The 20,853-nt window shown below is 46.0% G+C and carries 23 protein-coding genes and 1 pseudogene; 20 read left to right on the top strand and 4 right to left on the bottom strand.

Features of this window, described 5'->3' with window-relative positions; translation table 11 throughout:
• The first annotated feature begins 15 nt into the window (after positions 1-15).
• The 4 genes from CA267_RS09265 to CA267_RS09250 all read left to right on the top strand — a co-directional run bounded on the left by CA267_RS09265 (position 16) and on the right by CA267_RS09250 (position 3,538).
• Positions 16-993, top strand: coding sequence for a hypothetical protein (locus tag CA267_RS09265; protein ID WP_075607747.1), 978 nt, complete (start codon positions 16-18; stop codon positions 991-993).
• A gap of 75 nt (positions 994-1,068) precedes the next feature.
• Positions 1,069-1,410 (top strand): MGMT family protein, encoded by a 342-nt coding sequence (locus tag CA267_RS09260; RefSeq protein WP_075607748.1) that lies wholly within the window; start codon positions 1,069-1,071, stop codon positions 1,408-1,410.
• Positions 1,411-1,475: 65 nt separating this feature from the next.
• The gene (locus CA267_RS09255) at positions 1,476-2,672 is read left to right on the top strand and encodes an HD-GYP domain-containing protein (protein ID WP_075607749.1); all 1,197 of its coding nucleotides are present in this window, start codon (positions 1,476-1,478) and stop codon (positions 2,670-2,672) included.
• 224 nt (positions 2,673-2,896) lie between these two features.
• Positions 2,897-3,538 carry an OmpA family protein gene (locus CA267_RS09250; protein WP_075607750.1) on the top strand — a complete coding sequence of 214 codons (642 nt, stop codon included), beginning with the start codon at positions 2,897-2,899 and terminating at the stop codon, positions 3,536-3,538.
• A 22-nt stretch (positions 3,539-3,560) separates the two neighbouring features.
• Here the strand turns inward: CA267_RS09250 and CA267_RS09245 are convergent, their stop codons facing one another.
• From CA267_RS09245 to CA267_RS09235, 3 genes and pseudogenes are all read right to left on the bottom strand, one after another.
• Entirely contained in the window at positions 3,561-4,535 is a 975-nt protein-coding gene (locus tag CA267_RS09245; RefSeq protein ID WP_075607751.1) for a hypothetical protein, read from the bottom strand.
• 11 nt (positions 4,536-4,546) lie between these two features.
• Positions 4,547-4,720: pseudogene (locus CA267_RS09240) on the bottom strand (nuclear transport factor 2 family protein); the annotation flags it as partial.
• A 473-nt stretch (positions 4,721-5,193) separates the two neighbouring features.
• Entirely contained in the window at positions 5,194-6,009 is an 816-nt protein-coding gene (locus tag CA267_RS09235) for a 4'-phosphopantetheinyl transferase family protein (RefSeq protein WP_075607752.1), read from the bottom strand.
• A gap of 177 nt (positions 6,010-6,186) precedes the next feature.
• On the opposite strand from CA267_RS09235, the gene CA267_RS09230 reads away from it, so the two are divergent.
• The 10 genes from CA267_RS09230 (at position 6,187) to CA267_RS09185 (ending at position 13,686) form a co-directional block, all read left to right on the top strand.
• Positions 6,187-6,450 (top strand): phosphopantetheine-binding protein, encoded by a 264-nt coding sequence (locus CA267_RS09230; protein WP_075607753.1) that lies wholly within the window; start codon positions 6,187-6,189, stop codon positions 6,448-6,450.
• Between the two features lie 243 nt (positions 6,451-6,693).
• Positions 6,694-7,872: a beta-ketoacyl-ACP synthase gene (locus tag CA267_RS09225; RefSeq protein ID WP_075607754.1), complete on the top strand. Its 1,179-nt coding sequence runs from the start codon at positions 6,694-6,696 to the stop codon at positions 7,870-7,872.
• Position 7,873: 1 nt separating this feature from the next.
• Positions 7,874-8,701, top strand: a complete 828-nt coding sequence (locus tag CA267_RS09220; RefSeq protein WP_075607755.1) for a beta-ketoacyl synthase chain length factor — start codon at positions 7,874-7,876, stop codon at positions 8,699-8,701.
• Positions 8,698-10,269 (top strand): NAD(P)/FAD-dependent oxidoreductase, encoded by a 1,572-nt coding sequence (locus tag CA267_RS09215; RefSeq protein WP_075607756.1) that lies wholly within the window; start codon positions 8,698-8,700, stop codon positions 10,267-10,269. The genes CA267_RS09220 and CA267_RS09215 overlap by 4 nt, the downstream gene beginning before the upstream one ends.
• On the top strand, positions 10,254-10,859 hold the full coding sequence (locus tag CA267_RS09210; RefSeq protein WP_075607757.1) for a COG4648 family protein: 606 nt from the start codon (positions 10,254-10,256) through the stop codon (positions 10,857-10,859). Before CA267_RS09215 ends, CA267_RS09210 begins: the two co-directional genes overlap by 16 nt.
• A 4-nt stretch (positions 10,860-10,863) precedes the next feature.
• Entirely contained in the window at positions 10,864-11,238 is a 375-nt protein-coding gene (locus CA267_RS09205) for an ApeI family dehydratase (protein ID WP_170669044.1), read from the top strand.
• The gene (locus tag CA267_RS09200; protein WP_075607759.1) at positions 11,235-11,978 is read left to right on the top strand and encodes a glycosyltransferase family 2 protein; all 744 of its coding nucleotides are present in this window, start codon (positions 11,235-11,237) and stop codon (positions 11,976-11,978) included. Before CA267_RS09205 ends, CA267_RS09200 begins: the two co-directional genes overlap by 4 nt.
• A 3-nt stretch (positions 11,979-11,981) precedes the next feature.
• Positions 11,982-12,989, top strand: a complete 1,008-nt coding sequence (locus tag CA267_RS09195; RefSeq protein ID WP_075607760.1) for an LpxL/LpxP family acyltransferase — start codon at positions 11,982-11,984, stop codon at positions 12,987-12,989.
• Positions 12,990-12,994: 5 nt separating this feature from the next.
• Positions 12,995-13,459, top strand: a complete 465-nt coding sequence (locus CA267_RS09190) for an ApeP family dehydratase (RefSeq protein ID WP_075607761.1) — start codon at positions 12,995-12,997, stop codon at positions 13,457-13,459.
• Positions 13,456-13,686 (top strand): hypothetical protein, encoded by a 231-nt coding sequence (locus CA267_RS09185; RefSeq protein WP_075607762.1) that lies wholly within the window; start codon positions 13,456-13,458, stop codon positions 13,684-13,686. The genes CA267_RS09190 and CA267_RS09185 overlap by 4 nt, the downstream gene beginning before the upstream one ends.
• Positions 13,687-13,740: 54 nt before the next feature.
• Here CA267_RS09185 and CA267_RS09180 read toward each other — a convergent pair whose 3' ends face one another.
• Positions 13,741-15,102, bottom strand: a complete 1,362-nt coding sequence (locus CA267_RS09180; RefSeq protein WP_075607763.1) for an AMP-binding protein — start codon at positions 15,100-15,102, stop codon at positions 13,741-13,743.
• A gap of 263 nt (positions 15,103-15,365) precedes the next feature.
• Between CA267_RS09180 and CA267_RS09175 the strand changes: the two genes are divergently transcribed.
• The 6 genes from CA267_RS09175 (at position 15,366) to fabG (ending at position 20,851) form a co-directional block, all read left to right on the top strand.
• Entirely contained in the window at positions 15,366-16,304 is a 939-nt protein-coding gene (locus tag CA267_RS09175; RefSeq protein ID WP_075607764.1) for a chorismate transformation enzyme, FkbO/Hyg5 family, read from the top strand.
• A 139-nt stretch (positions 16,305-16,443) separates the two neighbouring features.
• Positions 16,444-16,707, top strand: coding sequence for an acyl carrier protein (locus CA267_RS09170; protein WP_075607765.1), 264 nt, complete (start codon positions 16,444-16,446; stop codon positions 16,705-16,707).
• The gene (locus CA267_RS09165) at positions 16,704-17,123 is read left to right on the top strand and encodes an acyl-CoA thioesterase (RefSeq protein ID WP_075607766.1); all 420 of its coding nucleotides are present in this window, start codon (positions 16,704-16,706) and stop codon (positions 17,121-17,123) included. The genes CA267_RS09170 and CA267_RS09165 overlap by 4 nt, the downstream gene beginning before the upstream one ends.
• Complete coding sequence (locus CA267_RS09160; protein ID WP_075607767.1) at positions 17,116-17,811, top strand: LolA family protein; 696 nt, start codon at positions 17,116-17,118, stop codon at positions 17,809-17,811. The genes CA267_RS09165 and CA267_RS09160 overlap by 8 nt, the downstream gene beginning before the upstream one ends.
• 6 nt (positions 17,812-17,817) lie before the next feature.
• Complete coding sequence (locus CA267_RS09155; protein ID WP_075607768.1) at positions 17,818-20,130, top strand: MMPL family transporter; 2,313 nt, start codon at positions 17,818-17,820, stop codon at positions 20,128-20,130.
• Positions 20,120-20,851: a 3-oxoacyl-ACP reductase FabG gene (gene fabG / locus CA267_RS09150; protein WP_075607769.1), complete on the top strand. Its 732-nt coding sequence runs from the start codon at positions 20,120-20,122 to the stop codon at positions 20,849-20,851. The genes CA267_RS09155 and fabG overlap by 11 nt, the downstream gene beginning before the upstream one ends.
• Positions 20,852-20,853 lie beyond the last annotated feature (2 nt).

Genomic DNA, 20,853 nt, shown 5'->3' with positions numbered 1-20,853 from the left:
CGCAGTAAAGGCCTAATGAAAAATAGCATTAATTATCCTTCTTCACCCTCATCGCCTTTGTGGCTGTATCCGGCTGGTTATATCGCATTGAGTCTGTGTCTGAGCTATTTTACCGGCCTGCTCAATCTCTCCGGAGTCGATGAGCCAGGAGCACAGCGAGACTTTAATGCAGCCGTAGGCATGCCTCTCCTAACGGGCTACTTCTGGTGGGCCATTCGTCTCTTGCACCAAAAAGTTGCGAGCACATTGATGAGCTACCTGCTCGACCAAAATGCACTCAGCCATTTTTCCTATCATCGTCTCAAACTGGCTAAGCGGTGGAGAAACCAAAAAATAGCCGCGTTTACTATTGCTGTGTTTTTAACAGCTATCTATCTGTTGACAGAGGATTTGCTGGCGGTAACGTTCTCCTCCGAAATATTGGTGCTGAATATTCTTGCTGTTCCTTTCTGGTTTTTTTTCTGGCTTTTCCTTTTCCAAATTACCAGTTCAACTCAATACGTCATTAAATATTGCATACATATCGAAACCGACAGCGTTAGCTCGCTGAAGGCGTTGAAACGGGTATCGGACCTTGGCGTTGAAAATATATTTTACGCTACTGTGGCTTTGGCTATTATTCCGGTGTTCTGGCTTAACAAAGATGTACCCGCTATTGATGTAATTATTCTCGTAATTTTTACTTTCTCGCTGGTGCTTTATCTATTTTTTCCAGCCTTTAGAGTCTATCAGCTAATTGCTACCAATAAATCGCACATTATCAACAGCCTGGATTCGGAAGTCGCAACTATTTATAAAACCGAAGTAAAAGAAGAGACACAGGCGAATCTGTATATTGAAAACCTCCGTCGCTTGCAGAACAAAAAGGAAGAAGTAGAAACGCTGTCAAAGTGGCCGCTCAACGTTCAGCAGTGTTTTAGGGTAGCGTTGGTAATAATACTAGTTCCCAGTTCATGGGTAACGCTTTCCCTGTTGGAACATCTTATCGGCTGATCAACGGATGGCATGCTCAAATATGTCGGCAATAGTAGCTCTATACGCCTGCGCAAGCCCACATGAGATTGGAAGATGGTAAACGAGAAGGCAAAAAAGCAGATTCGAGCTACAGTTCAGTTAATTCCATCTGGTTGCGTCGCCAGCTATGGTCAGATTGCCGACCTGGCGGGCTTACCTGGGAGAGCCAGATTGGTCGGAAAATGCTTACAAGTAGAAGGCACCCAACCTTTGCCTTGGTATCGAGTTTTGCGTTCAGACGGTAAAATCGCGTTTCCACCGGGTTCTGAATTTGCCAAGGAGCAGCGCAGCAGGCTACTGGAAGAAGGTGTTGACGTAAGAAATAACCGCGTTTCGCTTAAACAGTTTGGTTGGACGCCGGAGCTTCATGCACTTTTGCACGATCTGCGTTTTTAATTACTTGTGCAATTTTTGCTGTTAAGATAACTAACATCTTGATATGGCTTGTTCTTTATCCGTATATGAGCTCATTAAAAACGATAAAAATAGATGAACTTGTTCCAGGCATGTATGTAAACGAAATAATCGAACAGTCTGGAGCAATAAAAATAAAAAGTCAGGGCCGGGTTACGCGTCTTGAAGTTGTCGATACATTAAGAAAACGAGGCGTGAAACGCCTTACAATTGATTTAGATAAACAATTCACGCCTGAACAGCCCGCCGAAATAGTTGCTGAAACGGCTCCTGTGGATGTCGCTATTTTAGAACAAGAAGAGACCGTATCGTTTTCTAAAGAATTAGTGCGTGCAGAAAATATCCACAAAAAAGGCAAGAGAATTCAGAAGCGTCTGCTTGAGGCGGTACAGAATGGCTTGCCCTTCGATGACAAAATTCCCCGAGAATTTTCCCAGAGCCTTGTTTCTTCTATCCACCGCAATCCCGATGCCTTACTTTGTCTGACAAAGATACGGGAAAAGGATGATTATCTGCTGGAGCATTCTCTTAACGTAGCGATACTGTTGGCAAATTTTGGTAAATTTATCGGCATGAGCGCAAAAGAGGTGGAAGATTTGGCTTACGCAGGTTTTCTACATGATATGGGAAAAATCCGTATTCCAGATGAAATTCTGCATAAGCCCGGACGTCTGACCAATATGGAAATGAACGTCATGAAAGATCACGTGTATTTTGGCGTCACTGTGCTCGAAGAGATGAATATTGCTCCTCATTTAATCCGCACCGTAAGTGAGCACCATGAACGTCTTGATGGCTACGGGTATCCCAATGGATCCAGAGGAGAACAGATAAGTCGTGCAGGACGTATGCTGGCAATAGCCGATGTTTATGATGCACTAACAGCTGATCGCTGTTACAAAGCCGGAATGTCGAGCCAAAAGGCGCTTCAGATTCTATTGGGAGAAACGCCTGATAAGCTGGATAAAGAATTAGTTCAACTGTTTATTAAGTGTATGGGAATTTATCCGGTAGGAAGTTTGGTTAAGCTCAGTAATGACCGAATTGCTATGGTAGTTCAGCAAACACAAAGTCCACTTGCTCCTGTGGTTAAAGCTTTTTATTCATTAAGAGGTGGCCATTTTCTTGAACCGAAAGATTTCGATCTCAGTAGCGGTACAGAGCTGAAAATCGAAAGAGCGGTCTTGGCAAAGGATTATAAAATAAACTTCAACGCCTATTTCGAGAAAATAATAGCGACATAAATGCCCTGTTGCGTTATGTCTGCTATTAAGAACGCGACTTTTCTCCCTTAGCTAAAAATAACTCGCCGCAATGAAATCGGTTTTTCACCGCAGTTGTTTAACCTGCAGAGTATCTTGTTTAGCGTGCATTCAGTTTTAATAGTCTATGCTATTACTAAAATTATTATGGAACGGGACTTGCTGAGTTCCTTATTGTCTTTTAGAAAATTGTTAAAGAGGATGTTATGAGAAAAACCCTTACGGCTAGTTTACTTACCGTGGCTTTGGTAGCAGGAGGCTGCGCCACTAGCCCAAATAATACGCAAAAAGGTGCAGGCATTGGAGCAGTAGTTGGCGCCTTGTTAGGTAAAGCGACTGGCGACAACGATAAAAGCCGATACGCCTGGGGCGCTGTAGTGGGCGCAATAGCAGGTGGTGCCATCGGTAATTATATGGATAGACAAGAAAAAGAATTTCGTGATGAGCTTGCGGATACCGGTGTACAGGTAGTTCGGGAAGGTGATAGTTTGCGATTAATCATGCCAGGAGATATTACTTTTGCCACTAACAGCGCCTCAATTAGCCCCAATTTTAATCCTGTTCTTAATGATGTGGCCAAGGTGCTGAATAACTACGAAAAAACGGTACTGTTAATTGAAGGTCATACCGATGACACTGGGTCGGAGCAATATAATCAAGCGCTTTCAGAACGCCGGGCCCAAGCAGTAAAAAACCTGCTTGTGACTTCAAATGTTAACCCTCAGCGGGTTACTACTGTTGGACTGGGTGAGTATCAGCCTAAAGTGGCAAATACATCGGCGGAAAATCGTCAGACGAATCGCCGGGTAGAGTTAAAAATTCAGCCTTTGACCGGCCAGAATACCTAATTAAGTAATGCTAAGGGCGCTATTAACGGCGCCCTTGATAACCTAAACCGTCTAGCCAGATTTTAGCCTGTTGTTCCACCCGACCACCAAGTATTTTACTGCGACGCCACACTTCATCATGCCAAGCGCTATCGGCATTGGCTGCTGGAGCAATTTTCGCAGCATTATCTTCGGGGCCGCTATATACATAATAGTCGGCAAGCTGTTCGAGAGTTTCAGCGGAGACAAGGCGCGAGGTTAATTGCCGCAAGGGAACCTCGCCAAGCAATGAATTTTTTAGGTTGATAAAGCCATTGCCGATGACATCTTCCGGCAAGGCAGTGGGAGCAAGATGAGGCCAAAGGACTACAGCATCCACTTCTGACCGATGAATAAGGTTGGCGACGAGAGAGGTAAAAGGTTTGTCATAGCCAGCAATAGTAATATCTTGCTTTACAGTATGAAACGCACCAAACATTAAAATGGCGGTATGTTCCTGTGCCAGCACTTCCTGCTCAATTATCTCAGCATAACCTTTTTCGCGGGTTTCGGTGAGATCTTCCCACTGCGCTTTCGTTAACCCTTTCCACTCAAACTCCGGTTCCGCTAGCACCATGCGTATTTTGTGTTGCCGTTGCTGATTTAACTCACGCAGTCTTAAAAAGAGGTTTTCGTACTGTGCATACTGCCAAGCCATAAAATAAAGCGTGTCCCGCCAAATTGGACGCAGTGTCGCAAGGTCTATACTTTTGCCATGTAGAAGGTAATCATCTGCCAATGACTGATATTTCTGATTACCAAATTCCACCACAATGTCATCATATTTACGAGCATTCGCTTCGTCTTCTATCAGCCGTAGGAGTAATTCCATCGGCATAGCGGAACCATGAACATCTCCTATAACTAATAGCTGATGTTCAGGAAGATCATCGGCTACTGCCGGGGGAGCAGGCTGCGCGCTTGACGCGGCGAAAGACATGAGTACAAGTAAAATTACCCAACGCTGATTACAAGGCATTGTAGCTCCTGTTAATGTAGCTGATATTGCTTAACCTGATCAACAACATCTCCAACAATATCATTGGGAATTGGAATGGCAAGATGATACTGCGACACCTTCCATTTATCATTACTTTTAGTCCGTACACCTGTGCCGCGGGTTTGCCCCAGCACGCGTTCCCCAAAAAATTCATCAAACCAGACTACATCCTCATTTGGGAGAAAAAAACATCCATGACGACTATGGCTTAGGTATGTCTAACTCTGATATCAAAAGCAAGCTTGGCGTAGTGTATAAACTTTTTGGTCTAGCTTTCGCTACCTCTGAGCCAAAGAAAGTCGCATCCGGCTAGCATGCATCGGCATAATGATTCCATCGAGCCTCACAGCTTGATGTAGCGGGTTGAATATTGCCTCAACCTTGATATTTTCATCAGCCTGTGTTGGCAACACAGATAACGAAAAAAGAAAAATAACTGGCGATTTACCAGGCACCTCTTAAACAAGCTCAAAACTGGCTGTGTGAACTAAAAAACATCGCTCCCAGGATTTCTTGAGGCATAGTTTGTAGATTGAGGCGCTGTAATAACCTTCTAGGTGAGAATTCTTGTCTTTCAAAATTCGCTGCAGATGAGGTGATATACACGTAGAACGGAACAGTAATTTTACCAGCCTCATCAACGCCCCTTTTTAAACCTAACGCCACCGGTTAAACAGAATTCGTGAACAAAGCGTTTCATGATAAGGGTGGTGGGCACATGCTCTTGATTGTTCTCATATGCAATTGCCACACAGTAATCTTCATCGACAACCCGGCGTGAGAAGGACCACGCTCTTTCGGCAAGCGTATGTTTAGCCCTTACCAGTGTCGGCTGCAGAGTGTTATCCAGAGAAAACCAAAACGTATTCAACGCAATGGCCAGCCCTTTCCCTTCAGCTTTAATTAAGGCTTCTTTCAGCGTCCATAATGTAAAAAAACGCAATGCGCTATCATTGCCTGCTTCCACGTCTTTTTGCAAAAGTTCGCTGCTCCATTCGTTGGGGTGGAAATAGTGATCAGCAATTCTTTTTGTATTGCGGTTACGGTCAACGAATTCTACATCAACACCGATAGCGCGCCGCTTTGCTACCCCTATTACTACCTTGTCACGGGAGTGCGACAGGTTAAACTGCAGAGCTAGCGGATTGACTACAAGTTCAGGCTTTCCATGCGCATTGGTTGTAAAGCGAAGCGACTTCGCGGATTCTTCAGGTGAATAGCAGCTAACAACAGAACGCAATGCTGCTCGCGAAACGAGAAACTGCTGCTTTCTGCTTTGCGAGCGAAAAGATTTCAGTCTGTCATTCTCGTCTTTGCTCAGCATAGCCGAGCACTCGCCCAAAATATCGGCTCGCTGCATCTTCAAAATATCTACGAGCCAGACATGTATTTCGTCACGAGGAATGGCGATAGGTGTCGAGGGTGAAGGGGAAATCACAGTGACCTTTAGCATTATAGATGCTGCTAAAACAGCTTAATAAAATGTAAACGACATTTATACCACCCCGCGATGCTATGCGCTCATAAATCGATGAGGATAGGTTTAAACGCATAAATAGTTTTTAGCGTTCTATTAGTTTAAACTGACGAGCTTTATAGAAGCAGTCATATTGCAAGGATTACATTAACTATGTCTAGACAAACCGAATCTGAAAATAAAATGGCTCAGCTATTGGTTGATGCGTTAAATCTTGAAGACATGGAAGCTGAAGATATTAATCCGGAAGAGCAACTGTTTGGTGATGGTCTTGGCCTTGATTCAATTGATGCACTGGAGATATCTCTTGCGATATCGAAAGAATACGGCGTACAAATCAAAGCGGAAGATGAAGGAACTCGCGAAGCGTTTGCAACCTTACGAAGCCTGACCGCGTTCGTGGAAAAAAATAAATAGAACTGTTTTAGCAAAGCTTCTTCCAGGCGTTTGAAATACCAAAAGAATGTCATACTTGGTTACGTCTGTGCGCGGGTAAACTGGCAGATTCAACACTTGCAACCTTGCAGCAGTATCGGTAGCTTCTCATTATCGTCCTGGCGAGGGTTTCAATATAATTCCTGCAATATATGTGAATTTTTCGACCAGGCTCTATTTTATTGTTGTGTGGTTGTTAAGCCAGAACCGAGTACCTGCTAATTCATGAACATAGATATTATCGACTACGAATCCTGCTCTGCGGCCGGCATTAACCTTGCGGCACTACGCGTGTCTCTCAGGCAGCATAAAAGCGGTTTGATCAAAAATGACTTGCCAGATTCAGCATTAAATACCTGGATAGGCCGCGTTGAGCAGGTTGATGCCATAGATGATTTACAGCAGTGGCAAAGCCGCAACAACGCCCTCGCTGCGTTGGGTCTGGAGCAGGGGGCAATCAAACAAACCCTTGCTAACTTAACGAAAAAGTATGGTTCAGCCCGTATCGGTATTGTGATGGGATCAAGCACTTCCAGTATCGACAGAACGGAAACTGCCTATACGGATCTGGATACGAACGGCGAACTGAAGCCAAAATTCAGACAGCCTTTAGTTCATAATCCACATGCACCCAGTCTTTTTGTTGCTCATTACACCGGGCTCACGGGGCCGTCGCTAACCATTAACACAGCGTGTTCTTCCTCGGCTAAAGTGTTCGCCACCGGTGCGCGCTGGCTTGAATTTGGAATTGTCGATGCGGTGCTTGTTGGCGGCGTTGATACCCTTTGCCTGAGCGTACTGCACGGTTTTAATTCATTGCAGTTGCTATCTGAGAACCCTTGTAAACCCTTTGATCAACACAGAGATGGCATCAACTTAGGAGAAGCGTCAGGCTTTGCCATTCTTCAACGGGGCACGGAAAATACCAATAGCAGTGGGATCCGGTTAACAGGTTATGGCGAAAGTTCAGACGCGCATCATATGTCACACCCTCACCCTGATGGCCTGGGTGCAAAAATGTCAATGACGCAGGCACTACAACGGGCGCAATTGCCACCTGACGCCATTGATTATATCAATTTACACGGTACGTCCAGCCGGGCGAATGATCTTATTGAGGGGCGGCTGGTGTCGGAACTGTTTCCCAGAACCACCTTATGCTCATCAACCAAAGCCTGGATGGGGCATACGCTGGGCGCTGCCGGGATCACTGAAGCAATAATTGCAATGGACACTTTGAAAACCAATACGATCCCAGGCTCTATGAATCTTGAGACGCTAGACCAGGCGCTCGATTTTTCTATTCAGGCGACAGATCAGCAAAGAGTTTGCCAGCACGTAATGACGAATTCATTTGGTTTTGGCGGTAACAACTGTACGTTATTGTTTAGCAGGGTTGGGTGATATGCAGGCCAAAGAATTAGCATGTAAAATTGTGAGTGTCGGAGCCTGGGGCAGCTACTTTGCTAACTGGGACGAATTACAACAGTTAATGCAGGGCAGCGATGTAGGGCAAACAAAAAACGTAGGCCCAAAGCCTGCTGTTATCCCCGCAAACGAGCGTCGCCGGGCACCACTTCCGGTAAGACTTGCGGTAGAAAGTTCATGGCAGGCAACGCAGGCGGCCAATGTGCCTCCAGAATCGCTTACCTGCGTGTTTGTCTCCGGTTTGGGTGACACAGATCTTACCGATTATATGTGTAAAACCCTCGCCTCTGAGCACAAAGAACTATCGCCGACCAAGTTCCATAACTCGGTGCACAATGCGCCAGCCGGATACTGGACCATCAGCACAAAAACCATGAGTGCAGCGAATTCAGTTGCCGGCTATGAAGAATCTGTATCACTTACCCTGCTAGAAGCGATGATTCAGTGCGAGTCAGAAAATGTCCCGTTACTGGTGACTTTTTACGATGCACCGGTGGCTGATGTACTGCAGCCGATTCTGGCGAACCGTGAACCTTTTGCTTTTTCTCTCATTCTATACCCCGCATCAGCCGATATTGACGGCACCTTAATACGCGCAAATGTGACTTATAACGAGCGAGCGCCGTGGCCTCAATTGCAAAGCAGTAACGAATATATCGCCGCGCTGTATGCTAATAATCCCACTGCGAAAATATTGAGCTTAGCCCCGCTTCTGACTCAGTCATTCGCGTGCGAAGACGTGGTGAAGATGCCATTGAGTAAAGGTACATCGGTTACATTTCAGCGTTCGCAGGGCAGGGTATGAAACACGCAAATACCGATGTCATCATAGCCGGCGGCGGGCTGGCCGGCATGAGTCTGGCGCTTCAGCTACATAACCGCAATCCCGAGCTGGGCATTGTTATCATAGAGAAAAACACCTTTCCGGTACCGGACACCACGGTAAAAGTAGGCGAATCCACCGTTGAAATCGCAGCGCATTATTTTACTGATGTGCTGGGGCTTAAAGAGCATTTTAAGCAAAAGCATTTGCGCAAACACGGCTTGCGGCTGTTTTTTGGCCACGTTGAAAGTGATTACAGTGACTACGATGAACTGGGCGTAAGTGAATTATTTGGTATTCCCGCCTATCAAATAGAGCGTGGTACCCTGGAAAACCACCTGTTTCAGCTGCTAGCCGCAAGAGGCATTGTTATCCTTGATGGTGCTGTGCCTGAAAATATTGCGCTGGGTAATAAGCAGCATCAGGTTGAATACCGCAAAGATGGAAAGCTGCAAACCTGTACCAGCAGGTGGGTGATTGATGCCGCCGGACGTCAGGCCCTTCTCAGGAACCAGTTAGGTCTGAGTACGGATACCGGCCACAAAGGAAACGCGGTTTTCTTTAGAATAAACCGCCGCGTGATCATAGATGAATGGTCTGACAATAAGGCCTGGCAGGAACGTATCTGCGTGCCAGGTAAGCGTTGGTTAAGTACTAATCATCTAATGGGGCCGGGTTATTGGGTGTGGATAATTCCGCTTTCCTCTGGCGCCACCAGTTTCGGCATCGTTATGGATGATCAGGCTCTCGCTGAGAGTAAAATTACATCATTTGAAGATACAATGGCATGGCTTTATGAACAGCACCCTTTGTGCGCTAAGGCTATTGAAGGCGCCGAATTGCTCGATTTTAAAATCATGCGGGATTACTCCTACGGCTGCACACAGATGTTTTCCGATCAGGGCTGGGCGATGACTGGTGAAGCCGGAGCGTTTTCCGACCCCTTTTATTCACCCGGCAGCGACTTCATCGCGTTAAACAACACCTTTATTACCCATCTGATTGAACGGGATATGCAAGGTCAGGATATACGTTTTGACAGCGCGCTGTTTCATAAATTTAACGACGCTTTTTTTGAAAATACCTTGTCGCTGTATACAAATCAGTATGGCGGATTTGGCGATCGAAAAATGATGTCTGTTAAGTTGGTATGGGACTACATCTACTACTGGGGCGTGCTCGCACTCCTGTTCTTTACCGACACAATCGGCAACATTCAGATGATGCGTAAAATTATGCCAAACCTGTTAGTGTCGCAAAAACTCAATAAAAAGATGCAGATGCTGCTAAGCCAGCGCGCGCAGAAGCGTTTAGTGTTACCGGCCAAAGGTGTATTTATGAACCAGTTTCTGGTGCCGTGCCTGAGACAGTTAAATGAGGTGCTTAAAGAGACTGATATTGAAGTTGAACAAGCGCTGGCGTTAAATACTGAGTTGATGAGAAAAGTCGTCCCTTACTTTGAAGACATGCTCAGTGATAACCCATCAATGAATATTGAAGACGCAGAGCGTGAAATACTCGGGGATTATCGGTTATGCGTGCTGGCCTGATGAATAATTTCAGCCAAGCCAGGCATACAGGTGTTATCACTTTGCTACTAGTTGGCTTCACAATTGCCTATCCTGCCATTGTCTATCTCAACCTTGAATCTGTGCGCCCACAATGGTTTGCCATCATTTTATTGAGTGTTTTGGCATTGCGCCTGGTCTTTGTTGGGAAGATAAAAAGCCGTACCGACTCGATCGCAACAGCATTCGCCGGAACATTTTGTGTGGCCATAATATTGTTTGACAGTGTGGTGCTGTTGAAATTCTATCCGGTTATGATGAATGCGGGAATGGGACTGATGTTTCTCCTGTCTCTTAAAGATCAACAAACCCTGATCGAAAAGTTTGCACGCGCCAGTGGCAGCACTGTGCCAGAACAGGCGCGGGATTACCTACGCGCTCTAAGTATGGTGTGGGGCGTATTGTTACTTGGAAATGGCGCTGTTGCTGCCTACACAGCTTTGTTTGCCAGTTTGTCGACATGGGCTTTATATAACGGCATTATTTCCTATCTGCTGCTGGCAGGTTTCGCCTTAATGGAATTGAGCTATCGCGGCTATTACAAAAAGAGACATAGTATCGTCGATGAATAACAGCGTGGAAAATCTCAAAACTCTTTTCAAGGAACTCGAGCGGCCTGCAATAATCGCCGTTGAAGCGTCTGATACCAATGCGCAAATTACGCTGCATGTGCCGGAAAGTTTGGCGTGGTTCGAAGGCCATTTTCCCGAACAACCGGTACTGCCCGGCGTAGTACAAGTTGATTGGGCAGGAAAAATAGGCAGAGCCCTCTTTGTCAAAAATTCTGCGTCCAGGCAGTTAACTAATATCAAATTTAAAACTATGGTTTTGCCTGGTACCAGTATGATACTCGAATTAATCTACAGTGCAGAAAAAGGCATCCTCAAATTTCACTTTTTCAATGACAGTGAATCTTTCTCAATGGGTAGCTTTAAGTTTATTCCATCATGAAATACTGCCTTATTATTCCTCACTATAAACATGAAGTGTTGTTCGAAAAATTCCTTCCTAAGCTGGTGCGGCTGAATCTGCCTTGCATTGTGGTTGATGATGGAAGCGGCGAAACGGGTTTTGAAAAGATCAAACAAATGCTTACCTCTCTTCCTGATTTTCATCTGGTGCGTCATCAGACGAATCGGGGCAAAGGCGCTTCCGTCATCACCGGTTGCTATCACGCGAGCGCAATGGGTTTTAGCCATGTTATACAGTTAGATGCTGATGGACAGCATGATATTGAAGACGTTGAAAAGTTTATTGCTTACAGCAAGGATCACCCATCCTCGTTTATTTCTGGTCAGCCTTACTTTGACGAAACCGTGCCTACAGTACGTAAATATGGACGCAGGGTTTCTGATTTTTGGACGGCCCTGGAAACCTTGTCGTTTAAGATAAAAGACGGGCTTTGCGGCTTCCGATTGTATCCTGTCAAAGAAATTGAACGTGTTTTTGATAACTATTATCTGGGGCCAAGAATGGACTTCGACCCGGAGTTGCTGGTTAAAGCCACGTGGGCGGATATCGATGTACACTTTATTCCCACTAAAGTGATTTACCATCAGGATACGGTGTCTCATTATCATTATTTACGAGACAACCTGACACAGTCCAGGCTTCACGTGCGGCTAATGTGTGGCATGATAGTGCGGCTTCCGCGCATATTGTTCATGCGTGTAAAATCATGGTTTGGTTAACTAATGACAACAAGTAAAGCCGAAGCGCATGATACGTCCTCCCGCCATTGGTCTCGGATCCAAGAGGCGGGCACCTTAACCGGTATGCAGTTAGTGTTTGTTATTTATCGGGTATTTGGCCGGTGGATTTTCTCGTTAATGATGTATCCGGTAGCATTGTATTTCGTTATCAGCCGGCCTGAGCAGCGCAGCGCATCCCTGCAGTTTTTGCGGGCCCATTACCGTAAAAGCCCGCAGAGCTGGCGAAGCAAACCGAATAATATCCATGTCCTGTTGCATTTTAAAAGCTTCGCTGAGGTTATTCTGGATAAGCTCCTTGGCTGGCGGGTGCCGATTAAAGAAAGTGACTTTGTTCTCACCTCTGAAGAGCGAGTCGAGAAACTTTTGGCGGACGAGCGGGGGCAGCTCATCATTGGCTCTCATTTTGGCAACCTGGAGTTTTGTCGCGGATTTATGCACCGCTACAGAAGTAAAACGATTAATATACTTATCTACGATAAACACGCCGGCAATTTTGTCAAAATGATGCAGAAACAGAATGATGCGTCACGTTTGAATGTATTTCAGGTAGATGAATTTGATGTGACCACCATCATGATGCTAAAAGCAAAGGTCGATTCTGGTGAATGGGTGTTTATTGCCGGCGATCGTATTCCGCTAAGCGGACTCGAGCGCACCGTTGATGTAGACTTTCTGGGAGAGAATGCACCCTTGCCTATTGGACCGTATATGCTGGCAAAAGCACTAGCCTGCCCGGTTAACTTCATGTTTGCTTACCGGCACCAGCCGGCGAACAATAAAGTAGTGTTTGACGTAACCCAAGTGTGCGACAAGTTAGAGATAGCCCGAAGCACCCGTCAGGCCGATATTAAAAAGTATGCCCAGCAGTTTGCGGATAAGCTGGAGGAACACTGCCTGAGAGCGCCCTTTCAGTGGTTTAATTTTTACGATTTCTGGCGTCCCCTTGCCCATTGTAGTGAAGAACAAATGAAACACGCGAACAAAGAGTAAAGTAAATGCAGGCCCGTTATGACAACCGTTTATATGATCTGATCCCCCACCGCCCGCCGATGCTCTTGATTAATAAAATAATCGAGGTCAATGCGTCTTCATCCTCTTCACTGGTAACCGTGGACGTGGAGTCGCCGTTTTACGAGGGAAAAGGCGTACCGGCTTGGATAGGGCTGGAATACATGGGTCAAACGGCCGCATTGATAGCCGGTTACCAACGGCAACAAGGCCTTGTCGGGGCTCACCTGGGATTTTTACTGGGCACACGGTCTTATAACGCCGAATGCGACTATTTTCCTGACGGCATACTTAAGGTGAGCTGTGTTGAGAAAGCACTGGTAGGCAATGAGCTTGCAACGTTTGATTGCATCATCGAAAATTACGCTGAAAACGCAAAAGATAACCGACGTCTGGCCACCGCTAGTTTGTCTGTTTTTCGTCGCCCGATTTCTTCAAGGGACGCATTTTGAGCAGTACTGAATATAGACGTGTCGTTATTACCGGTGCCGGTGTGGTTTCATGGCTAGGCGATGACTGGGCACAGGTTAAAGCAAATCTCTCGAAGGAATCTGCCGTTCGCTTTATGCAGGACTGGCAAAAGTACGAAGGCCCTGGAACTTATTTTGCTTCCCCATCCATCATTTTGAACTGCCAGTCTATTACACGAAAAAGAAAAAACGCAGCATGGGCAGAGTAGCCTGGATGGGTGTACTGTCCACCGAATATCAGTAGTTTTAAGCTGGTTTAATTACTATCGCTTGCGCTTAAGCGAAGCATATAGATCGTCAATTTTTATTTTAAGTAACTTACCGTTACTTTCCCGTGGGAGAGAATCCACCACATAGACAGGCCTGGGGACAAAAGCACTGTCAAGATGGACTTTTAGATAGTGAATGAGGGAGGACTTTTGTACACCTGGTTTAAGGGCAACAATCGCACACAAACGCGGGATGGTGCTGTTGGATTCAGGAAAGATAACGATGCCGTCCTTTAGTCCCTCAAACCGCAGTAGTGTCTGATTTATTTCAAACAATGAGCCTCGCTTGCCAGCAATTTTTATTAAATCCGTGGCCCTACCCGCCAGCGTAAAATGGTTATCATCTATTCGCTTAATGAAATCCTGTAACACAGTCGACGACGGCAGGTGATCTGCGGTAACTGTGGTGGTTGTGCCTTCAATGTGAAAATGAATTCCATCAAACCTTCGCCAATGCTTTTCTGTAGCCGTTCTTCGCACCGCCATTGAGCCAGCTTCACTGCAGCCATACACTTCGTGCAGCGGAGCAATAAATTGTTGTTCAATTTCACAAGCCAGCTCACTGGTGAGCGGAGATGTGGCACAAAGTACAACATGACACGGGATTGGGACCTCAGTAGTAGCAGACAGCGCCCGCAGGTGAACCGGAGTAGATACCAGGCAGCGAGGCTCAGGTAAAGCACCAAGGGTGTCGACAATATCCTGAGGGAAAAGCGGTTTAGCATCACTCATACACACATTCTTAAACAGCGGCATCAGCGCAGAAGTTTCCAGGCCCCACATATGTTGAGCCGGCATTGTCGCCAGTTGATATACCGTGTCGTCAGTGGGCGGGATCATAAACTCATAATTGATGGCAGTACTGCGATGTAAGGTTTTCCAATATTTCAGATTCGGTTTGGAACGGCCGGTTGAACCTGAGGTAAAACTTATACACGCAAGATGATCATCGGCAATGTCCGGTATATCAAAATCAACCTCTTTTGCCGGATCGAAATTTGACGTTAACAGGTTAACACTTTTTGCCGAGGTTGCTGTGTCGCAGCCATCATGAATAATGTAACAGTTGCTGTACTCTTGTAGCAGTTGTTCCTGAGTGGCAAGGTTCTTGTTCGGAGGCAATAAATTCGTTTGGCTTCGTAAGATAGCGGCGCAAAAGCTGACAAGAAACAGATAGCGGTTTTCACACAGGTTTATCGCGTACTCGCCCTTTTCAAGAGACGATGCAACGCGTTCAACATGGGAGAGAAAAGTGCATGTACATATTTTACCGGCAGAAAGCCCAGCAACTGGCTTGGTTAAAAAAGCAATTGCCTCATCAGGCCGGCGTGTGACTAAAGGAAACGTATTGATCATGAGACTACACTATCTGTGAGGTGTTACAAATGACAGCGAGCCTGGTGCCTTGCATGCGGTTCCGCTTCATTTTCAATGGGTGCTAGTTTAAACTACTGGCAGATTAAACACTAATTTTGCGTGGTGTGCTGGGTTGTCAGCCCGACACCTTCTCTTTTACAAGCCGAAAACTATTTTGTGAAAGAAGCTGTAATAAACCGGGAATACCGAAAGTATCGGTACTCGTCTTTCTTTATATAATAATTATAAGATCTATTCTGCTCATGTTAAGCCACAGTTTTACTACCTCATCAGCCACTGAATTACTTTCAAAAAATGATACCTTGGCGATTATTCCATTGGTTAATCGGTGCGAGCCTTTTGGAGCAGGACTCATTCCGTCGGGCATAGTAGAGGCGAGCGGCAGCAAAATGAACGAGGTATGGTCATTAAAGGGGGACGTTACGCGCGGGCAAACCGGGCAGAGTTACTGGTCTAAATCTGCCGATATTATTTGTATTGCCCACTGGTTAAGTAAAGACGACTGCCAGCAGATCGAACTTAAAACGCAGCAGGCTTATGAGTCATTACTTTACGTCTTGAACGAGCAAGGATACCCCTATCCATTCCGCTTCTGGAATTATCTGCCCGGAATCAATGCGGGAGACGGTGATAAGGAAGTGTATAAGAAGTTTTGTACCGGCCGGTTAAAGGCGTTTCAAACGGCTGGCATACCCCCAGCTGCTTTTCCTTCAGCGTCAGCGTTAGGTCATCATAACGAAGGGGCGGTATTCTATGTGTTTGCCAGTAGCGCCAAACCACAGCACTTCAATAATAATAAACAGATAAATGCGTATGAATACCCTCGCCAGTACGGTATCAGCAGCCCCTCCTTTGCCAGAGCGACAACTCTAAGGCTGCAACAGCAAGGCTACTTATTCATTTCCGGTACGGCGAGTATCATTGGACATCAAACGGTTGAAGCAGGGGATCTGGAGCGACAACTGGAAGTAACGATGAACAATATCGAGCATTTACTTAACCATGCTAATCCAGACAAGCTGACACTATCGACGTTTAAAGTGTATATACGCCATGCTGAACATGTTTCAAGAACCAGAAGCTGGATAAATCAGCGGTACCCCCATGTAGACGCCGTTTATACAATTGCGGATATATGTCGAAGAGATCTACTGGTAGAAATAGAGTGTTTCTGTCAATAAGATGCAAAATGATGTTTGTAATCAGAGGTCGTTAGTGCGTTACTCTAATTTTTACCACACTAGGGCAAATTTAGGGGCTTGAAGAAGAATTATCGGTACCCCCGACATTGCCTGGCTCAAAAGATGTAGCGGAAAAAATATGAATGCAGAGAAAGAGAATATACTCGCGCAAAACTGCGGAGTCGTAGCGGAACTTTTTGAACTTGATGAGCCCGATATCGTTCCAGAAGCCCGACTTTATGAAGACTTGGATATCGACAGCATAGATGCTGTGGATTTGTTAACTGACCTTAAAAAGACCACCAAGGTAGAAATTACACCGCCTCAGTTTAATAAGGTCAAAACGGTTCAGGACGTAGTGGATGTATCTGCAAACTTTTCAGTGAAGCGTAACACGCAATGAAACGCGTTGCGCTGAACTACAATATTCCCTTTTTCGACGTCGATTCATATCGGGTGGTGTGGCATGGTAATTACCCGAAATACCTGGAGATGTCGCGCTGTGCATTGCTTAACGATATTGGTTGCCCGTATGGCGTTATGGAAGAGCATGGCTTCTTTTTTCCCATTGTTGATTTGCAGGTCAAGTACGTAAAGCCATTAGTATTTGAACAAAAAATTATCATTGAATCTTATCTGGTGGAATGGAAGAACCGTCTTAAGATTAACTATGTAATCAGAGACCAGCAAAGCGGTGACATTTGCACCAAAGCAAAATCCACACAGTTTGCCGTTGCTATGGCAGAGCGGATCACCCAATATGAAATGCCTGCGTTTGTGGTAGATGCGGTCAACGCGTGGATGAAAAAAGATGATTAAACAAGGGAAACGGCTCGCTGCGCTTATGCTTGTAATAATAAGCCAGTGCTTATCTGCCAGCGAAAGTGTAACTGATGAAGAGTCCTTGCTTAACGATATTTTTCCCGAACAATGTCACTTTTCTGGGCACTTTACTCAGCAAAAAAATGTTGAGGGCCTTCCTGTTCCGCTTAAATCAGATGGCGACTTTTTCTATTCCTGTAATTTAGGGCTTATCTGGCACACCCGTTCGCCATTCGAAGAAACTATTTTATACGTCAACAGCGCCAATAATTATCGTGTGGAAGAGAATGGCTCCCTGAGCCCACTCACGGGTGTGACCCGATATATTATGTCCCATGTGTTTGTCAGGGTTTTGCAGGCAGACACTGACTATTTTGTTGAGGAATTTGCCATTTCTCAGACGCAAGATAACGAATCAGTTGAGCTGAAACCAGAAAGTGAGTTTATGAAAAAAGGGCTTCAGAGCATCCGTTTTAAAAAGGCAGAGGATGCAAAGGCAGGTGTGTCGCTTATGGTCAGTGTACTGGATGCCACGGGACAGGTTACTGATGTAAATATCAATAATATCGAGGCTTATAACATCGAAGGCAAACGACGCGCCTTTGAGCAGTGTGAACAATTATATGCTGATAACCGGCAATGGTGTCAGATCCTCAGATCACCCTCACGCGCTGACAGACTGTAGTAATCTATGATGCCGCTGCTTGCCAGGCTCATCTTTGTAATTACATTTGTGATGACCGCTGTATTTTTCGTATTTGGCTCGCAGCATATTCTTATCGAAACCAGTCTTAACGACCTCAATCCTGAAAAAATCGATAACCCCGGAATGAAGCGGGCGCTGGACACCCTTAATCAGGATGTGAGCCAGCGCTTCGTTGTGGTGATTAAAGGTGAGGACGATTCAGCCGTGTCCCGGGCCGGCGCGGCGATGCAGGTAAAATTTAATCAACTGCCTTCCCTGTCAGTCATTGCTGACGATGAAATTCAAAAAAACTACCTCAATGCCCTTGCCCCCTATCGCTTTAACTTGTTATCTGAGTCCCAGCGACAGGCGCTCAGTGAGCAAAGCAGCGATCAGCTCGCAGGTGATGCGCAGCGCAAGTTATACCAGCTTGGCAACGGCGTCAGAGTCATCCCTTTTGATGAAGATCCGATGGGCTGGTTTTCTGAATACGTGCTTTCTCAGGCGGCAACATTAGATATCGAGGGTAATGGTAATGAAAAAGCGGAGTACACTGTTGCGTCATTCTCAGTTTTCTTCAACCAATACTCTGAAAATATGGCCCGGCAGGAATCCCTTTATCAGGCTATCCGGGCTATTGAGTCCAGTATCAGCGAGCAGTACGACGTCAAAGTATTACACTCGGGTATGTTTTTCTTTGCGGTAGACTCAGCGCAGTCAGCGAAAAGTGATATTCAGCTTATCGCCGTAGGCTCCATTTTGGGTGTGCTGGTGCTCATGTTATTAGTATTTCGCTCGCTGTTACCACTACTGCTTTCGTTAAGCTCGATTGCCATTGGCGTAAGTTTTGGCGTGCTGACCAGCATCCTGATGTTTGGCTCAGTCCACATACTTACCATTGTTTTTGGTGCCAGCCTTATCGGAATAGTCGTGGATTATTCACTGCACTATTTTTATCACTTTCTCGCGCATCAGCGAGGCAATTCAGCGGGCACGCACAACCGTACTTTGGTCAGGGCGATGGTGCTGAGTGTACTGACATCATTGATTGGTTATGGTGCGCTGGGCTTAGCTGACCTGCTCATTTTAAAAAAAGTCGCCTTGTTCTCCTGTTCCGGTTTGTTCATGGCCTGGCTGAGCGTAATGGTACTCGGGCCGCTGGTTACCAAACGCCCTATTGAAGCTCGACAGGCAATGCTGCGCCAGGTGATATATGGTTGCCAGGCTGTGTTTGCACGTCAGCCTCGTTGGCTGATTGCGGGTGGACTGGCGTTGGCTGGCGCGGGGGCGGTATTTCTGGTTATGGGGAATACCGCCGTAAACGACGATCCCAGACGGTTTTTCCATGTCTCGCCATCTTTGTTGACGCAGGAAAGCGAGGTTGCTTCATTGGCTCAGATGTACGAGCCTGGTCGCTATTTGCTGGTACAGGGTGAAAGTCGTGAGGCTGTGATTAATACTTTCATATCGTTATATGATGAATTAGGTGAAGAAAGCCAGGCAATTTTCAGTATTCTTGACTGGCTGCCCTCACCTTCGCAGCAGCGCGATAACTACCGGCTGCAAGAAAAGCTGTACAAAGATGGCGGTGCCGTTGACATTTTTTCTTCGCGCTTAGGCTTAGATATATCGGCGGTCGCAAAGAGCAAAGCTGCGTATCGCGAAGCTCAGGGTAACACATTGGAGGTCCCGGACCTGCTGGCCGCGCTCCCATCTTTACCTCCGTTATGGATAGAGCAAAACGGGCAAATCTATAGCTTCGCGTTAATTAAAAAAAATAACGATTTAGCAAAAATTGAAGAAGTTAGCGGGCGGGTGGCACAGCTTCAGTACGTAAACACCTTGGCTAAAGCAACCGAGTCGCTCAAAGCGCAGCGGGTAACCGGGTCTAAATTACTGGTGCTGGCTTATGTGTTTATTGCGGTGGTGCTAATGCTGTATTACCGCAAAATTGCCACACTATCTTTGTTGCTTATACCCATGGTAGCCAGTGTAATCACGCTGGCCACCATATCACTAGCAGGTCAGTCAATCACAGTATTTCACATTATGGCGTTATTTCTGGTGCTCGGGCTGGGAATGGATTACATCATTTTTGCCAAAGAAATGGCGAACCAGCGTGCCACAACGCAACAGGCAATCTTATTGTCTGCGGTTACCAGTTTGTTGTCATTCGGGCTGTTAGCGTTTAGTTCAATGCCAATAGTGCAGGCGTTTGGTAGCACTATTCTTATCGGTAATACTATTAATTTTATTGCTGCAATCAGTCTGTTCAATCATCACTCGCAGGAAAGGAAGGAAAGACCACATGCCGGATAAAAAAAGAGTCTTAGTTACGGGAGCCAGCAGTGGGATCGGTAAAGCCACCGCGTATAAACTAGCCAGCCAGGGCTTTGCTGTTGCGGTTCACTATCGAAGCGGAAAAGACGCAGCCACAGAAGTGGTAGAAAATATTAATAATACTGGCGGCGAAGCCAGCGCATTACAATTCGATATAAGTGACAGAGAAGGCACCCGTGGTGCGATTGAATCTTATATCGAAAGCTACGGCGCTTTTTATGGCGTGGTATGTAATGCTGGCGTAACAAAAGATACTGCATTCCCGGCAATGACAGGTGACGAATGGGACGGCGTTGTCCATACCAATCTTGATGGGTTTTACAATGTATTGCACCCCACTGTTATGCCCATGATCCGGCTGCGGAAGGGCGGTCGGATTGTGACCTTGTCATCCGTGTCAGGCCTTATGGGCAATCGCGGGCAGACTAATTACAGTGCATCGAAGGCAGGCATTATTGGCGCAACCAAGGCATTGGCAATAGAACTCGGCAAGCGCAAGATTACGGTAAATTGTGTAGCACCGGGGGTCATAGAAACCGGGATGATAGAAGGCGCAGTCGCAGATGAGGCAAAGAAAATGATACCTCTGGGCAGCTTCGGCCACGTCGATGATGTGGCAAATACCATCGGTTTTTTAGTCTCAGATGAAGCAAAATACATCACGCGGCAAGTGATTAGCGTAAACGGCGGCATGTATTGACT

This window comes from Alteromonas pelagimontana (assembly GCF_002499975.2).
Classification (GTDB): Bacteria; Pseudomonadota; Gammaproteobacteria; order Enterobacterales; family Alteromonadaceae; genus Alteromonas; species Alteromonas pelagimontana.
This window is presented reverse-complemented; position numbering and strand designations above follow the sequence as displayed.

Bases quoted from the DNA above. Each gene is read 5' to 3' on its own strand.
- CA267_RS09265 (WP_075607747.1), top strand. From the start codon at position 16: ATGAAAAATAGCATTAATTATCCTTCTTCACCCTCATCGCCTTTGTGG.
- CA267_RS09260 (WP_075607748.1), top strand. From the start codon at position 1,069: ATGGTAAACGAGAAGGCAAAAAAGCAGATTCGAGCTACAGTTCAGTTA.
- CA267_RS09255 (WP_075607749.1), top strand. From the start codon at position 1,476: ATGAGCTCATTAAAAACGATAAAAATAGATGAACTTGTTCCAGGCATG.
- CA267_RS09250 (WP_075607750.1), top strand. From the start codon at position 2,897: ATGAGAAAAACCCTTACGGCTAGTTTACTTACCGTGGCTTTGGTAGCA.
- CA267_RS09245 (WP_075607751.1), bottom strand. From the start codon at position 4,535: ATGCCTTGTAATCAGCGTTGGGTAATTTTACTTGTACTCATGTCTTTC.
- CA267_RS09235 (WP_075607752.1), bottom strand. From the start codon at position 6,009: ATGCTAAAGGTCACTGTGATTTCCCCTTCACCCTCGACACCTATCGCC.
- CA267_RS09230 (WP_075607753.1), top strand. From the start codon at position 6,187: ATGTCTAGACAAACCGAATCTGAAAATAAAATGGCTCAGCTATTGGTT.
- CA267_RS09225 (WP_075607754.1), top strand. From the start codon at position 6,694: ATGAACATAGATATTATCGACTACGAATCCTGCTCTGCGGCCGGCATT.
- CA267_RS09220 (WP_075607755.1), top strand. From the start codon at position 7,874: ATGCAGGCCAAAGAATTAGCATGTAAAATTGTGAGTGTCGGAGCCTGG.
- CA267_RS09215 (WP_075607756.1), top strand. From the start codon at position 8,698: ATGAAACACGCAAATACCGATGTCATCATAGCCGGCGGCGGGCTGGCC.
- CA267_RS09210 (WP_075607757.1), top strand. From the start codon at position 10,254: ATGCGTGCTGGCCTGATGAATAATTTCAGCCAAGCCAGGCATACAGGT.
- CA267_RS09200 (WP_075607759.1), top strand. From the start codon at position 11,235: ATGAAATACTGCCTTATTATTCCTCACTATAAACATGAAGTGTTGTTC.
- CA267_RS09195 (WP_075607760.1), top strand. From the start codon at position 11,982: ATGACAACAAGTAAAGCCGAAGCGCATGATACGTCCTCCCGCCATTGG.
- CA267_RS09190 (WP_075607761.1), top strand. From the start codon at position 12,995: ATGCAGGCCCGTTATGACAACCGTTTATATGATCTGATCCCCCACCGC.
- CA267_RS09180 (WP_075607763.1), bottom strand. From the start codon at position 15,102: ATGATCAATACGTTTCCTTTAGTCACACGCCGGCCTGATGAGGCAATT.
- CA267_RS09175 (WP_075607764.1), top strand. From the start codon at position 15,366: ATGTTAAGCCACAGTTTTACTACCTCATCAGCCACTGAATTACTTTCA.
- CA267_RS09170 (WP_075607765.1), top strand. From the start codon at position 16,444: ATGAATGCAGAGAAAGAGAATATACTCGCGCAAAACTGCGGAGTCGTA.
- CA267_RS09165 (WP_075607766.1), top strand. From the start codon at position 16,704: ATGAAACGCGTTGCGCTGAACTACAATATTCCCTTTTTCGACGTCGAT.
- CA267_RS09160 (WP_075607767.1), top strand. From the start codon at position 17,116: ATGATTAAACAAGGGAAACGGCTCGCTGCGCTTATGCTTGTAATAATA.
- CA267_RS09155 (WP_075607768.1), top strand. From the start codon at position 17,818: ATGATGCCGCTGCTTGCCAGGCTCATCTTTGTAATTACATTTGTGATG.
- fabG (WP_075607769.1), top strand. From the start codon at position 20,120: ATGCCGGATAAAAAAAGAGTCTTAGTTACGGGAGCCAGCAGTGGGATC.